4 protein-coding genes are annotated in these 16,060 nt (G+C 72.3%); all 4 read left to right on the top strand.

Annotated features, from left to right (window positions below; translation table 11 throughout):
• Positions 1–52 precede the first annotated feature (52 nt).
• Positions 53–6,394: a type I polyketide synthase gene (locus tag LIV37_RS04735; RefSeq protein ID WP_121825821.1), complete on the top strand. Its 6,342-nt coding sequence runs from the start codon at positions 53–55 to the stop codon at positions 6,392–6,394.
• A 112-nt stretch (positions 6,395–6,506) separates the two neighbouring features.
• Positions 6,507–13,421, top strand: coding sequence for a type I polyketide synthase (locus LIV37_RS04730; RefSeq protein WP_020865956.1), 6,915 nt, complete (start codon positions 6,507–6,509; stop codon positions 13,419–13,421).
• A gap of 130 nt (positions 13,422–13,551) precedes the next feature.
• Positions 13,552–14,988, top strand: a complete 1,437-nt coding sequence (locus tag LIV37_RS04725; protein WP_020865955.1) for a class I adenylate-forming enzyme family protein — start codon at positions 13,552–13,554, stop codon at positions 14,986–14,988.
• Positions 14,985–16,004 carry an ACP S-malonyltransferase gene (locus LIV37_RS04720; RefSeq protein ID WP_020865954.1) on the top strand — a complete coding sequence of 340 codons (1,020 nt, stop codon included), beginning with the start codon at positions 14,985–14,987 and terminating at the stop codon, positions 16,002–16,004. Before LIV37_RS04725 ends, LIV37_RS04720 begins: the two co-directional genes overlap by 4 nt.
• Positions 16,005–16,060 lie beyond the last annotated feature (56 nt).

Below are 16,060 nucleotides of genomic sequence, written 5' to 3'. Positions count from 1 at the left end.
CGGTTGACCAGCGCCTTCTGACCCTGCTTGTAAAGAAAGTGACGGCAAAACAGTGAGCGAGACGAAGCTCCGCGACTATCTCAACAAGGTGACGACTGATCTGCACCGCACTCGTCTGCGCCTTCGGGAAGTAGAGGAGAAGAACCGGGAGCCGATCGCGATCGTCGCGATGAGCTGCCGCTTCCCCGGCGGGGTCAGCTCTCCGGAGGAGCTGTGGCGCATGGTCGCCGACGGCGCGGACGGGCTCTCACCGTTCCCGAAGGACCGGGGCTGGCACGAGGAGCTGTACGATCCGGACCCCGACAGCCAGGGCACGAGCTATGTGAACGAAGGCGGGTTCCTGCGCGACGCCGCGCTGTTCGACCCCGTGTTCTTCGGCATCTCCCCGCGTGAGGCGCTGGCGATGGACCCCCAGCAGCGGTTGCTGCTGGAGGCGTCCTGGGAGGTCCTGGAGCGGGCGGGGATCGACCCGCTGTCCGTGAAGGGCACCATCGGCGGCGTGTTCATGGGCGCCGGCTTCCAGGGGTACGGTGCGGCCGGCCCGCTCGAGGCCGAGGAGGTCGAAGGCCATCTGATGACGGGGCAGGCACCCGCCGTCACCTCCGGCCGGATCTCCTACGTCCTCGGCCTCGAAGGCCCCGCGGTGACGTTGGACACGGCCTGTTCGTCGTCCCTGGTGACGCTGCACATGGCCGCGCAGGCGCTGCGCCAGGGCGAGTGCGACTTCGCCCTGGCAGGCGGCATCACCGTGATGGCCGGCCCCGGAACGTTCACCGAGTTCAGCCGTCAGCGGGGACTCGCGTCCGACGGCCGCTGCAAGCCTTTCGCGGCGGCCGCGGACGGCACCAACTGGGCCGAGGGCGTCGGCGTGCTGCTCGTGGAGCGGCTGTCCGACGCCCGCCGCCACGGCCACCCGGTGCTGGCGGTGGTGCGCGGCTCCGCGGTGAACCAGGACGGCGCCAGCAACGGCCTCACGGCCCCCAACGGCCCGTCGCAGCGCAGGGTGATCCGTCAGGCGCTCGACAACGCGGGACTCACCCCGGGCGACGTCGACGTGGTGGAGGCGCACGGCACGGGCACGTCACTGGGCGACCCGATCGAGGCGGAGGCGCTGATCGCGTCCTACGGCCAGGACCGGCCGGAGGACCGCCCGCTGTGGCTGGGCTCCATCAAGTCCAACCTCGGCCACGCACAGGCGGCGGCGGGAGTCGCCGGGGTCATCAAGATGGTGATGGCCATGCGGCAAGGCATCCTGCCGCAGACGCTGCACGTGGATGAGCCGACCCCGCATGTGGATTGGTCGGCGGGGGCCGTGCGGCTGCTGACCGAGGCCCGGCCATGGCCGGAGACGGGGCGGCCCCGCCGGGCAGGGATCTCGTCCTTCGGGATCAGCGGAACCAACGCGCACACCATCATCGAGCAGGCCCCCGAAGCCGAGGAGCAGGAGCCGGCCGCCCCGCGGCCCGGGGCCGGGGCCGAGGCGCCCCGCCCAGTCGCCTCCGCCGTCGTGCCATGGCTGGTGTCCGGCAAGGGCGAGGCCGCACTCCGGGCGCAGGCCGAGCGGCTGCACGCGCGTCTGACGGCCCCGGACTCCGCTCAGGACGGCGATCCCGCGGTGGCGTCGGTGGCGGACGTCGGTTACTCCCTGGCGGTCTCCCGGTCGGCGTTCGAGCACCGTGCGGCAGTGATCGGCGAGGACCGCGAGAGCCTTCTGCGGGGCCTGCGGGCCCTTGCCCAGGGCGAGATCACTCCGGGGGTGGTCAGGGGACAGGCGGTGAAGGGACGAAGGACCGCCTTCGTGTTCCCGGGGCAGGGTGCGCAGTGGGTGGGCATGGCGGTGGGGCTGCTGGAGTCCTCGCCGGTGTTCGCGGAGGCGATCGGCGAGTGTGAGACGGCCTTGTCGGCGTACGTCGACTGGTCGCTGGCGGATGTGCTGCGCGGTGCCGAGGGCGCTCCCGGTTTCGACCGGGTGGACGTGGTGCAGCCGGTGCTGTTCGCGGTGATGGTGTCGCTGGCGAAGCTGTGGCGTTCGGTGGGCGTCGAGCCGGACGCGGTGATGGGTCACAGCCAGGGCGAGATCGCCGCGGCCTGCGTGGCGGGTGCGCTGTCGCTGGAGGACGCCGCGAAGGTGGTGGCCCTGCGGTCGCAGGCGATCGCGGCCGGCCTCGCCGGCCGTGGTGGCATGGTGTCGGTCGGGCTGCCGGTCGACCAGGTCAAGGACCGTATCGCCGCCTGGGAGGGTGGCATATCGGTCGCCGCGGTCAACGGCCCCGGCTCGGTCGTGGTCTCCGGTGACCCGAAGGCGCTGGACGAGATGGTCGCGCAGCTGGAGGGCGAGGAGGTACGGGTCCGCCGGGTCCCGGTGGACTACGCGTCGCACTCCGCACACGTGGAGACGATCCGAGAGGACCTGCTGAAGGTCCTGGCGGATATCGCGCCGCGCTCCTCCGAGGTGCCGTTCTATTCGACGGTGTCCGGTGAGGTGGTGGACACCGCCGGTCTGGACGCGGAGTACTGGTACCGCAACCTGCGGCAGACCGTCGAGCTGGAGGCCACCACCCGCACGCTGTTCGACGCCGGCCACACGGTGATTGTCGAGGTCAGTCCGCATCCGGTGCTGACCCTGCCGGTGCAGCAGACCGCGGAGGCCGCTTCGGCGCGTGCGGTGGTCGTGGGCACGCTGCGGCGGGACGAGGGCGGCATGGAGCGCTTCCTGACCTCCGTCGCCGAACTCCACGTCAGTGGCGTCAGCGCCGACTGGCGGAAGGTGTTCGAAGGACACGGCGCCCGCCGTGTCGAGTTGCCGACCTACGCCTTCCAGCGACAGCGCTACTGGCTGGACTCGACGGCGGCCATCGGCGACGTCGGCTCGGTGGGCCTCGGGCCGGTGTGGCATCCCCTGCTGGGCGCCGTGGTCTCACTGGCGGGCGGCGACGGAGTGCTGCTCAGCGGGCGGCTGTCGCTGGCCACCCACCCCTGGCTCGCCGACCACTCGGTGGACGGACTGGTGCTGGTGCCCGGGACGGCCTTCATGGAGATGGCCGTACAGGCGGGTGACCAGGTGGGGTGTGGCCGGGTCGAGGAGCTGGTGCTCGAGGCGCCCCTGGTGATGCCCGTGCGCGGAGGGGTGCAGATCCAGGTCGAGGTGGGGGAGGTCGACGCCTCGGGCCATCGTGAGGTGAGCGTGTACTCACGGATCGAGTCGGACGACGACAGGGCCGACCTCGGGCAGCCGTGGGTGCGGCACGCGCTCGGTGTGCTCACCCCGCCCGGACCGGCGGCCTCCTTCGACTTCACGAAGTGGCCGCCCTCCGGGTCCAAGCCCGTCGACACCTCCGGCGGTTACGAGCACGCCGCCGAGCACGGGTTGCGCTACGGCCCCGCGTTCCAAGGGCTGCGGCGTGCCTGGCGGCGCGGTGACGCCGTATTCGCCGACGTGGAGCTGCCCGAGGATCAGCTCGGCACCGCGAAGCACTTCGGGCTGCACCCGGCCCTGTTCGACGCGGCCCTCCACGCGATCGGCGTGGACAAGGCGCTGCACGGCGGCGACGACGCGCCGAGTGCGGGCACTCTGCTGCCGTTCTCGTGGCGAGGCTTCTCCCTGGAGGCCGTCGGCGCGGGAGCTTTGCGCGTCCGGGTGGTGCCGGACGGGCGGCAGGCGGTGTCGCTGGCGATAGCCGACGCCTCGGGCCGCCCGGTGGCCTCCGTCGAATCCCTCGTCCTGAGGCAGATGAAGGCCCAGACACTGCGGAACGCGGGCCGGACGAACGGTGACGCGCTGTTCCGCATGGAGTGGACCGCGGACACCGCACAGCCCGTCGAGGACGGGGCCTTGGCATCCGGCTGGTGGGCGGTGCTGGGCGACGACCGCCTCGGCGTGGGCGCCGCTCTGGAGGCATCGGGCGTCATCGTCGACACGTACCCGGACCCGGCGGCGCTCGGCGACGCCGTGGCGGCGGGCACGCTCGTCCCGGGCCTGGTGGTGCTGCCGGTGGCCGCGGCCGGTTCGGCCGTGGTCGAGGAGGTGCACGGGCGGGTCGGCGAGGTGCTGGAGGGCCTCCAGTCATGGCTGGCGGACGAACGGTTCACGGACACCCGGCTGGCGGTGGTGACACGGGGCGCCGTTGACATCGGTGACGGTGTGGCGGACCTGGCGGGTGCGGCCGTATGGGGACTGGTGCGGTCGGCGCAGTCGGAGAACCCGGGCCGTGTGGTGCTGGTCGACACGGACGATGTCGAGCGGGCGGCGGGGCTCCTCGCGGGGGTGGTGGCCTCCGGTGAGGAGCAGGTGGTGGTGCGCTCCGGTGAGGTCCGCGTGCCGCGTCTGGGCCGGTCGCCGCAAGCGGGTGACGCTCCGGAGCCGGGTGTCTTCGGCTCCGGAGCGGTGCTGGTGACGGGCGGCACCGGTCTGCTGGGCAGCCTGGTGGCCCGGCATCTGGTCACCCGGCATGGCGTCAGGAAGCTGGTGCTGATGTCCCGCCGCGGTGCTGAGGCGGAGGGCGCCGCCGGGACGCGGGCCGAACTGGAGGCCGCGGGCGCCGAGGTGATGATCGCGGCGTGTGACGCCGCGGACCGCGAGGCGCTCACCGCGGCGTTGTCGGGGCTGCCCGAGGGGTTCGCGCTGAGTGCCGTGGTCCATGCGGCCGGTGTGCTCGACGACGGGCTGTTCGCGTCGCTGACGCGTGAGCGGGTGAGCCCGGTGCTGCGGGCCAAGGTGGACGCGGCCTGGAACCTGCATGAGCTGACCGCGGGTATGGACCTGTCGGCGTTCGTGCTGTTCTCGTCGGCTGCCGGTGTGTTCGGCGCGGCCGGGCAGAGCAACTACGCCGCGGCGAACGTGTTCCTGGACGGCCTCGCGTCATGGCGCCGCGCTCGAGGACTGCCGGCTGTCTCGCTGGCGTGGGGCCTGTGGGAGCAGGCCAGCGGCATGACAGGCCACCTCGGGCAGGGGGAACTGCGCCGGGTGTCGCGCTCCGGCCTGGTGCCGCTCTCCTCCGAGGAGGGGCTGAAGCTCTTCGACGCGGGCGTCACCTCCGACCCGGCCGTGGTGATCCCGACCCGGCTGGACCTGGGCGCGCTGCGAGCCCAGGGCGCCGCGATGCCCGCCGTGTTCAGGGCCGTCGTCCCGGAATCTCCCGTCCGCCGCGCGGTCCGGGCGGCCGAGTCCGAGGCGGGCGACCAGCCCGCCCAGTTGCGTCAGCGGCTGGCCGGGCTGTCGGAAACCGAGACCGAGGAGGCGCTTCTCGAACTGGTGCGTACCCTCGCCGCCGCGGTGCTCGGTTTCGCGTCCCCCGCCGACGTCGACGCGGGCCACGAGTTCATGGAGATGGGCTTCAACTCCCTCACGGCGGTGGAGTTCCGTAATCAGCTCGCCACCGTCACCGGCCTCCGGCTGAACACCACGGTGGTCTTCGACCACCCGAGCCCCCGGGAGCTGGTCTCCCATCTGCGGCCCCGGCTCGCGGCCGCGATCGCGTCCGCTCCCGCCGGCCGTCAGGTCCACGAGCCGTCAGCTCCGGCCGCTACGGGCGCGGCTCCGGCGCCCGCGGCCGCGCCCCCGGCGCCGCAGGCGGACGCGCCCGACACCCTCGGCTCCCTGTTCCGGCAGGCGGCGGAGCAGGGCAAGACCAAGATCGGCATGGATCTGCTGATGAACGCCGCGCGGCTGCGTCCGACCTTCGAGGACCCGGCCGACTTCGACGGGCACATCAGGCCGGTCCGGCTCTCCCGGGGTACCGAGCGCACCCGGCTGATGTGCTGCTCCTCGTACATGGCGCTGGGCGGCGTCCACCAGTACGCGCAGCTCGCCGCCCCCTTCCGGGGCAGCCGGGACGTCGCCGCCCTTCCCGCCGTGGGGTTCGTTCAGGGCGAGAGCCTTCCGGCCACCCCGGAGGCGTTGTTCCGCCTCCAGGCGCGGACCGTCTCCGAGTACGCCGACGGTGCCCCGGTCGTACTGGTCGGCTCGTCGGCCGGAGGAATGGTCGCGTACTCGGTGGCCGCCGCTCTGGAGGAGCAGGGCACACCGCCCGCGGGAGTCGTCCTGCTGGACACCTACCTTCCGTACAGCTCGAGCATCGGCCAGTTCGAGAACGCGATGCTGGACGAGATGTACGAGCGGGAGGCCCTCGTTTCCATGGAGGGCGTCCGGATGTCCGCCATGGGCTGGTACATGCACCTGTTCGATGGGTGGAAGGTGCCGGAGAGCTCGGTCCCCAGCCTTCTTGTCCGTGCGTCCGAGCCGGTGGGGGAGGTGGATCCGGACGCGTCCGCGAGCTGGCAGTCGGACTGGCCCGCCGACTCCGTGATCGACGTACCCGGGAACCACTTCACCATGATGGAGAAGCAGGTGGGCACCACCGCACAGGCCATCGAGGACTGGGTGGCCGACCTCTAGCGAATCACGCGCCCGCCCGCACCCATGACCCGCGGGCGGGCGCCCACGCCGAAGCCGCGATCGGCGCGGCACACAGCTTTGACGCAGGGCATTTCCACAAGGCAGGAGTTAGGTGAGCACCATGTTGAACGGGTCCAGCGACTCGGAGGAGTCCATCGTGCAGGCTGGGCCGGATCGTGACGAGAGCCCCGGTGAACTGCCGTCACTCGGTCCGGACTTCCACGAACTGCCGGACCTCGAACAGCGCAGGGTCCTGTTCGACCTGGTACGCGCACACGTCGCCGCGGCGCTGCGGTCCGAGTCGCCGCGCGCGCTCGACGCGCGGAGCTCGTTCCTCGACCTGGGTCTCGACTCGCTCGCGGCGGTCAATCTGCACCGCGGACTGGTGGCCGCCACCGGCCTCCCGCTGGAGGTGTCGCTCGCCTACGACTACCCGACGCCCAGCGAACTGGCGGACCACCTCCACCGGCAGATCGTCCCCGTCGACAGCGACGACACCGCTCCCGCGCGTGCCGTCGTGGGCTCGGACGACCCCATCGCGATCGTCGGGATGAGCTGCCGCTTCCCCGGAGGCGTCAACAGCCCCGAGGACCTGTGGAAGGTCGTCGCCGAGGGCGTGGACGCCATCACCCCGTTCCCCACCGACCGGGGCTGGGACCTGGAGGCGCTCTACAGCCCCGACCCGGACCGGCCCGGCACCAGCTACGCGACCGAGGGCGGCTTCATCCACGACGTCCCCGAGTTCGACGCGGAGTTCTTCGGCATATCGCCGCGTGAGGCGCTGTCGATGGACCCGCAGCAGCGGCTGCTGCTGGAGACCAGCTGGGAGGTCTTCGAGCGGGCCGGTATCGACGTGACCAAGCTGAGGGGGAGCAGGACCGCCGTCTTCACCGGCGCGGAGCACCACGACTACGGGCCGCACCTCCAGAGCACCAAGAGCGGCCTCGAGGGCTACGCGCTGACCGGCATCGCGGGCAGCGTCGCCTCCGGGCGCATCTCCTACACCTTCGGCTTCGAGGGCCCGGCCGTGACCGTGGACACCGCGTGCTCCTCGTCGCTGGTCTCCCTCCACCAGGCGGCCCACTCGCTGCGCCAGGGCGAGTGCGACCTCGCGCTCGCCACCGGTGTCGCCACGATGCCCACCCCGGGCGACTTCATCCTCTTCAGCCGCCAGCGCGGACTCTCCTCCAACGGGCGCTGCAAGGCGTTCGGCGCCGAGGCCGACGGCACCTCATGGGCCGAGGGCGTCGGCGTCCTGCTGGTGGAGCGTCTCTCCGACGCCCGGCGCAACGGCCACGAGGTGCTGGCCATCGTGCGCGGCTCCGCCGTCAACCAGGACGGCGCCAGCAACGGTCTGACCGCCCCCAACGGGCGCTCCCAGCAGCGCGTCATCCGCCAGGCGCTGGCCAACGCCGAGCTGACCGCCGACCAGGTCGACGTGGTCGAGGCGCACGGCACCGGAACCTCGCTCGGCGACCCCATCGAGGCGCAGGCGCTGATCGCCACCTACGGCGAGAGCCGCCCGGAGGGGGAGCCGGTGTGGCTGGGGTCCCTCAAGTCGAACATCGGCCACACCCAGGCGGCGGCCGGTGCGGGTGCCGTCATCAAGATGGTGATGGCCATGCGCCACGGCGTCCTGCCCAAGACGCTGCACGTGGACGTGCCGACCCCGCACGTGGACTGGTCCTCGGGCGGCGTGGCACTGCTCGCCGAGCAGCGCTCCTGGCCCGAGACCGGGCAGCCGCGCCGCGCGGGTGTCTCCTCGTTCGGCATGAGCGGCACCAACGCGCACGCCATCATCGAGCAGGCCCCGCCGCTGGAGCCCGCCCCCGCCACGGACGACGACGACGACGCCGACGCGGACACGGCTTCCCAGCCCGTGTCGTGGCTGGTGTCCGCCAGGAGCGAGGAGGCGCTGCGGGCGCAGGCCGCGCGGCTGCGCGAGCACGTGGTGCGCCAGCCCGACGCGCGGCCGGTCGACGTCGGATGGTCGTCCGCCATGACGCGTGCCGCGCTCGAGCACCGTGCGGTGGTGGTGGCCTCCGACCGCGAGGGGCTGCTGCGGGGACTCGCGGCGCTCGCCGAGGACACCGCCGCGCCGGGCCTGGTGCTGGGCAGGTCCACGGCCCAGCGGGTGGCGTTCCTGTTCACCGGCCAGGGTGCCCAGCGGCTGGGCATGGGCCGCGAGCTCTACGAGACCTACCCGGTCTTCGCCGATGTCTTCGACGAGGCGTGTGACTACCTCGAGGTGCGCCTCGGGACCTCCGTGCTCGACGTGGTCTTCGGCCCCGAGGACGACGACGCGGCGGCGACCGGTGACGAGCTCAACCGGACGATGTTCACCCAGGCCGGGCTGTTCGCCTTCGAGGTGGCCCTGTTCCGCCTGCTGGAGTCCTGGGGCGTGCGCCCCGACTTCCTGATGGGGCATTCGGTGGGCGAGATCGCCGCGGCCCACGTCGCCGGGGTGCTGTCCCTGGAGGACGCGTGCGCCCTGGTGGCGGCCCGCGGACGGCTGATGCAGGAACTGCCCGAGGGCGGCGCGATGGTGGCCGTCCAGGCGTCGGAGCAGGAGGTGGCCGAGAGCCTGGAGGGCCGCGAGGACAAGGTGTCGCTGGCGGCGCTCAACGGCCCCACCTCGGTGGTGCTCTCAGGCGACGAGGACGCGGTGCTCGAACTCGCCGGTCACTGGGAGGCCCAGGGCCGCAAGACCAAGCGGCTGCGGGTGAGCCACGCGTTCCACTCCCCCCGGATGGACGCCATGCTGGAGGAGTTCGGCCAGATCGCCGCCTGCCTCGAGTACTCGGCCCCGGCGATCCCGGTCATCTCCAACGTCAGCGGCGAGGTCGCGGGCGCCGAACTGGCCACCTCCGAGTACTGGGTCCGCCACGTTCGGGAGGCGGTCCGCTTCGACGACGGTATGCGCCGCCTCGCCGACCAGGGCGTGACGACGTGCGTGGAGCTCGGCCCCGACGCCGTGCTGACCGCGATGGGCCAGGACTGCCTGGACGCCGTCGGCGCCGACGCGGCCTTCGTGCCACTGGCCCGCTCCGGGCGCGCCGAGGCCCAGACGCTGGCCGAGGCGGTCGCCACCCTGTACGCGAGCGGTGTCGCAGTGGACTGGGACGCGGTGTACTCCGGGCGCGGCGCCCGCCGGGTCACCCTGCCGACCTACGCCTTCCAGCACAAGCGGTACTGGCTGGAGTCGGGTGGCGCGGTGGCCGGCGACGCCCGGAGCGTCGGGCTCGGCAGGGTGGACCACCCGCTGCTCGGCGGCCTCAACGAACTGGCCGAGGGCGACCGTACGGTGCTGACCGGGCGTCTGTCGCTGCAGACCCACCCGTGGCTCGCCGACCACGCCGTGGCCGGCGGAGTGCTCTTCCCCGGCACCGGATTCGTGGAGCTCGGCCTGCTCGCGGGCACCGAGACCGGGGCGGGGCGGCTCGGCGAACTCACCCTCGAGACCCCACTGCTCCTGCCGGAGCAGGGCGGCGTCCGCGTCCAGCTCGTGGTCGGCCCCGCCGACGAGTCCGGCGTACGGCCCCTCGGCGTGTACTCGCGCTCCGACAGCGACGAGCCGGGGGAGGAGTGGGTGCGGCACGCCCAGGGCATCCTCGAGGCCGACAGCGGCGCCGCGGTCACCGACAGCCTGCTGCAGTGGCCCGTCCCGGGCGCCGAGCGGGTGCCGATGGAGGGCTTCTACGAGGGCCTGGCCCAGGTCGGTTACGGATACGGGCCGGTCTTCCAGGGGCTGGAGTCGGTCTGGCGGCTGGACGGCGACGTCTACGCCGAGGTGGCGCTGCCGGACTCGGCCGCCCAGGAGGCCGGACGGTTCGGCCTGCACCCCGCGCTGCTCGACGCCGCTCTGCACGCCATGGAGATGGGCGACTTCGGCGGTGAGAGCGGACGCGTGACGCTGCCGTTCTCCTTCACCGGGGTGACCCTGCACGCGGTGGGCGCCGGACGGGTGCGGGTGCGGCTGCGCCCGCAGGGCAAGGACACGGTCGCGCTGCTGGTGACCGATGCCACGGGCGCTCCCGTCGCCTCGGTGGAGTCGCTGGTGGTGCGCGAGGTGGCGGCTGAGCGGTTCGCCTCGGGGTCGCGTGCCACCAGCGGCGACGGAAGCCTGTTCCGGGCCGACTGGGACGTGTTCTCCGCCGCGCGGGGCGGCAACCCGACCGCGGACGGTGTGTCCACGGCGCTGATCGGCACCGACCGGGCGCGGGCTGCCGAGCTGCTCACTGCCTCCGGTGTCGAGTACGCCGAGTACACCGGCGTGGACGCGCTCATCGCCGCCGTCGACGAGGGTGTCGCGGTGCCGGACGTGGTCTGGGCCTGGTGCGGTGCCGACCCCGCCGGGCCGGACGCCGGGAACCTCGCCGACGCCGCTCACAAGGCGACCCACCGGGCGCTGGCCCTGGTGCAGTCCTGGCTCGCGGAGGACCGGTTCGACGGGGCCCGGCTGGTGGTCGTCACCAGCGACGCGGTCGCGACGGGCCCGGGCGAGAGCGTCGCCGGACTGTCCAACGCCGCCGTCTGGGGACTGCTGCGCTCGGCGGCCACGGAGAACCCGGGCCGGATCCAGCTGGTGGACATCGACCGTCACGCCGAATCGGCCACCGCGGCCGCCGGTGTGGTGACGGCCGCGATCGCGGCGGACGAGCGCGAGGTGGCGCTCCGCGTGGGCCAGGGGCTGGTTCCCCGGCTCGCCAGGAACGCCGCGGGCCGGGTGCTCGAGGCTCCCGCCGGGACCTCGGCGTGGAAGCTCGGCACCACGGGCGGGGGCACTCTGGACGGCCTCGCGCTGCTGCCCGACCCGGAGGCGGAGGCGCCGCTGGCCCCCGGACAGGTCCGGATCGCGGTCCGCGCCGCCGGTCTGAACTTCCGCGACGCGCTGATCGCCCTCGGCATGTACCCGGACGACCACGCCACGATGGGCGGCGAGGGCGCCGGTGTGGTGCTGGAGGTCGGCCCGGGAGTGACCGACCTGGCACCCGGTGACCGGGTCATGGGCATGATCAACGCATCGTTCGGGCCCATCGCGGTCGCCGAGCGGCGGCAGGTCGTCCCGCTGCCGCGGGGCTGGACGTTCGCCCAGGGCGCCTCGGTGCCGGTGGTCTTCCTGACGGCTTACCTCGGCCTGGTCGAGCTCGGCGGGCTGCGGGCGGGCGAGTCCATCCTCGTGCACGCCGCCACCGGTGGTGTGGGCATGGCGGCCGTGCAACTCGCACGCCACCTCGGCGCCGAGGTCTACGCCACGGCCAGCCGTGGCAAGTGGGACACCCTCCGGGCGATGGGATTCGACGAGAAGCACATCGCCTCGTCGCGTGACGTGGAGTTCGAGCGACGGTTCCTGGACGCCACCGACGGCCGGGGCGTGGACATGGTGCTGGACTCGCTCGCCCGCGAGTTCGTCGACGCCTCGCTGCGGCTGATGCCCAGGGGCGGGCGGTTCCTGGAGATGGGCAAGCTCGACGTGCGTGACCCCGAGGTCGTCGCCGCGGACCACCCCGGGGTGGAGTACCAGGCGTACGACCTGGTCATCACCGACTTCGACCGGATCCAGCGGATGCTGGTCGAACTGGTCGACCTCTTCGACCGCGGCGTGCTGAGCCCGCTTCCGGTGACCGCGTGGGACGTGCGCCGGGCCCCGGACGCGGTGCGGTACATCAGCCAGGCCCGGCACATCGGCAAGAACGTGTTCACCATGTCCCACGCCCTGAACCCCGAGGGTTCGGTGCTGGTGACCGGTGGCACCGGCGGCCTGGGCAGCGAGGTGGCCCGCCATCTGGTGGCCGAGTGCGGAGTGCGCAACCTGGTCCTGGTCTCCCGGCGCGGGCCGGACGCGGAGGGCGCGGCCGACCTCGAGGCCGAACTGACCGAGGCGGGCGCGTCGGTGACGCTGGCGGCCTGCGACGTGGCCGACCGCGCGTCCCTGGAGCGGGTGCTGTCCGGCATCCCCGCCGGCCGGCCGCTGACCGCCGTCGTCCACGCGGCGGGCGTGCTCGACGACGGTGTCATCGACACCCTGTCGCCGAAGCGGATCGACGCGGTCTTCGAGCCGAAGGTCGACGCGGCGTGGAACCTGCACGAGCTGACCCGCCATCTGGACCTGGCGGAGTTCGTGATGTTCTCGTCCGTCGCCGGTGTGTTCGGCAGCCCGGGACAGGGCAACTACGCCGCGGCCAACTCCTTCCTGGACGCGCTCGCCGCACACCGGCGCACCCTCGGCCTCCCCGCCGTATCCATGGCCTGGGGCCCGTGGGAGCAGGCGGGCGGCATGACCGGCACGCTCAGCCAGGCGGACATGGTGCGCATGGCGCGTGAGGGCATGGCGGCCCTGTCCATGGCGGGCGGTCTGCGTCTGCTGGACGCCGGCCGGACGAGCGAGGACGCCCTGCTCGTGCCGATGCGGCTGGAGACCTCGGCGCTCAGCGGGCAGACCGACATCCCCACCCTGCTGCGGGGTGTGGTCCGGGTGCGGAGCAAGGCGGCCGACGGTAAGGCGGCCACCGCCGGGTCGGCCAAGGTGCAGCTGGCCGGTCTGTCCGGAGCCGAACTCGACCGTGCGCTGCTCGACCTGGTGCGCGGCAGCGCGGCGATGGTGCTGGGGCACAGCGGCCCCCAGTCCATCGAGCCCGACCGCTCCTTCCAGAACCTCGGCTTCGACTCACTGGCGGGCGTGGAGTTCCGTAACCGGCTGAACTCGGCCACCGGACTCCGCCTCCCCTCCACGCTGATCTTCGACAACCCCACGCCCGCGGCGCTCGCCGAGTATCTGCGCGGCCGGGTGGCGACGGACAGCCCGGCCGAGCCGGACGTCGATCCGGAAGAGGTCAGGATCCGTGCCCTTCTGACGTCGATTCCGCTGGAGCGGCTGCGTCGCGCCGGTCTGCTCGACACGCTCACCGAGTTGGCGAGCGGCAAGGACCAGGCCGAGAAGGACACCGAGGAGAAGGAGACGGACTCCATCGACGCGATGGACGACGACGAGCTGATCGACATGATGCTCGGCGAACTCGACTCCTGACGGCCCGCGGGTCCCCCCGGAGACCTCCGGGGGGACCCGCGGACCCGGCCCACGTCTCGCAGAGCGTCGGCGTCGCGGGTGGCTCTCACCCCAAGAGACTTCAAGAAGAAGAAAGGCTCAGTGAAACCCGATGACCGCAAAGGTCTTTGCGACGGAAGCGGTGCATTCGCTTCCCGAGTTCGAACAGAGGGCCCTGGCCATCGCCGAAGCGCTCCGCGAGCGCGGAGTCAGCGACGGCACCCGGGTCATGCTGAAGGCGGGCAACTCCGCCGGCTATGTCGGGGCCCTCCTCGCCCTGATGCACACCGGCGCGTCGATCGTCATGGTCGACCACCAGGAGCGGGCGGAGGCCACCCAGCGCATCTGCGACCGGGCCGGGGTCAAGATCTGCGTGGTCGACGACGACACCCCGATGCCCGAGAGCGGCCCGGCCCGGGTCACCATTTACGAGCTGCTCGTGGCATCCATGGAGCAGACCCCCGCCGAGCGGCGGCTGTCCCTCGACACCTGGTGCGAGCTGCCCGACGGCCTGATCATGTGGTCCTCCGGATCCACCGGGGAGCCCAAGGGCGTCGTCAAGACCGGGGCGAAGTTCCTGAAGAACCTGGAGCGCAACGCCCAGCAGGTGGGCCACCGCCCCGATGACGTCCTGCTGCCGCTGCTGCCCTTCTCCCACCAGTACGGGCTGTCCATGGTGCTCATCGCCTGGCTGGTCAAGTGCTCGCTGGTCATCGCGCCCTACCGGCGGCTGGACCGGGCGATGGCCATGGCGGGCACGTGCGGGGCCACGGTGGTCGACGCCACCCCGGCCAGCTACCGCAGCATGCTCAACATGATCGGCCGCAAGCCCGCTCTGGCGGACGAACTGTCCGGTGTCCGGATGTTCTGCAGCGGGGCGGCCCCGCTGGACCCCGGCCTGGTCGCCGACTACGTCAGGCGGTTCGGACTGCCCCTGCTGGACAGCTACGGCAGCACCGAGGCCGGGAACGTGGCCTTCGCGACCGAGGACAACGTGGTCGCCTGCGGGCGGGCCGTCGAGGGCCTGAAGCTGCGGATCGTCGACGACGAGGGCGCCGTCCTCACCTCCGGCGAGGTCGGGGAGATCCAGGTCCACTCGCCCGACCTGATGGAGGGCTATCTGGCGGAGGACGGCACGGTCGCCCCCGTCGACCCGGCCAGGACCGACTGGTACCCCACCGGCGACTTCGGCTATCTGGACGGCGGGGACAACCTCTTCGTCCTCGGCAGGAAGGCCGCGGTGCACCGCAACGGCCACACGCTCTACCCCGAGATCATCGAGCACAAGCTGGCCGCGGGCGGCTGCCTCGTCAAGGTCGTCCCCGTCCCCGACGAACAGCGCGGCTGCCAGCTCCTGTTCTTCGTCGAGGACGAGCAGCAGCGCGAGCCGCGGCACTGGCGGGAGCCGATCACCTCGCTGCTGCCCGACTTCGAGCACCCCAACCGCATTCACGTCCTGGAGCGATTCCCCCTGAACCGCAACGGCAAGCCCGACAAGCGGCAGCTCGAGCAGCTGGCTCTCGACCTGGCGCCGGGAGCGAAGGCATGACGGACCCGCAGACCACCGAGCCACAGACCACCGAGCCCGGGACATCCGATCCGGAGACCAGCCGTACCGCGATGGTCTTCCCTGGGATGGGGCCCTTCCGCTTCACCGACGTGGGCGAGTTCCTGCTGACCAACCCCCATGCCCGGCGCCGGCTGGCGATCGCCGACGAGGTGGTGGGGTACTCCGTGTTCGACCGGTACCGCCAGTCGGACGCCGATGAGGAGGCGCAGTACGCCGCGCACACCCAGATCGCCTTCCTGACCGTCTGTCTCTCCCTCGCCGACTGGGCGGAGGAGACGCTGGGAGAGCGGCCCGAGCTGTGTGCCGGACCGAGCTTCGGCCAGCGGGCCGCGGTGACCTACGCGGGGTCCCTGCCGTTCGAGGAGACCGTGCGGCTCACCGCCGAACTGGCGCGCTGCGAGGAGGAGTACTTCCGGCAGGAGCACCGTGAGGCGGTCACGCACTGCGTGATCCACACCCCCGAGGAGCGGCTCCGGGAGGCGCTGGCCGAACTGGACGCCGAGGGGGAGTGGCACGACGTCTCCGGCTACATCGACCAGGGCTTCTACCTCGTGTCCCTGCGCGAGCCGGTGCTCGACCGGTTCAAGAAGCGGATCGGCGAGCTCGGCGGATACAACATGTACACCATGTGGCCGCCCGTGCACGCCCCGGCCTTCGGCGCCCTGCGCCGCAAGGCGGAGGAGGAGGTCCTCGGCACCTTCGAGGTGGCCGACCCCAAGCTGCCGGTCGTCGCCGACCAGAGCGGCGAGCTGCTGACCGGCGCGGACGGTGTGCGCACCATGCTGCTCGACACCTTCAACCGCCCGATCCGCTGGCCGGACATGGTGGACACGATGCTCGAGCACGGCATCACCAAGGTCTGCATCGCGGGTCCGGACAACCTGTTCGGCCGGGTGAACCGCACCGTGGACAACTTCGAGGTCGTGGCCATCGACGCCCGCAAGGCGATGCGCCCGCGGGTCCGGCAGAGGAGTGCCCGCCGGGCGAGGCGGTGATGGGGGCGCTGCCCCCGGGCAGCGCCCCCACGTAATTGACTGATCGATCTCAAAAG

The sequence above is a fragment of the Streptomyces rapamycinicus NRRL 5491 genome, assembly GCF_024298965.1.
Classification (GTDB): Bacteria; Actinomycetota; Actinomycetes; order Streptomycetales; family Streptomycetaceae; genus Streptomyces; species Streptomyces rapamycinicus.
This window is presented reverse-complemented; position numbering and strand designations above follow the sequence as displayed.

Bases quoted from the DNA above. Each gene is read 5' to 3' on its own strand.
- LIV37_RS04725 (WP_020865955.1), top strand. From the start codon at position 13,552: ATGACCGCAAAGGTCTTTGCGACGGAAGCGGTGCATTCGCTTCCCGAG.
- LIV37_RS04720 (WP_020865954.1), top strand. From the start codon at position 14,985: ATGACGGACCCGCAGACCACCGAGCCACAGACCACCGAGCCCGGGACA.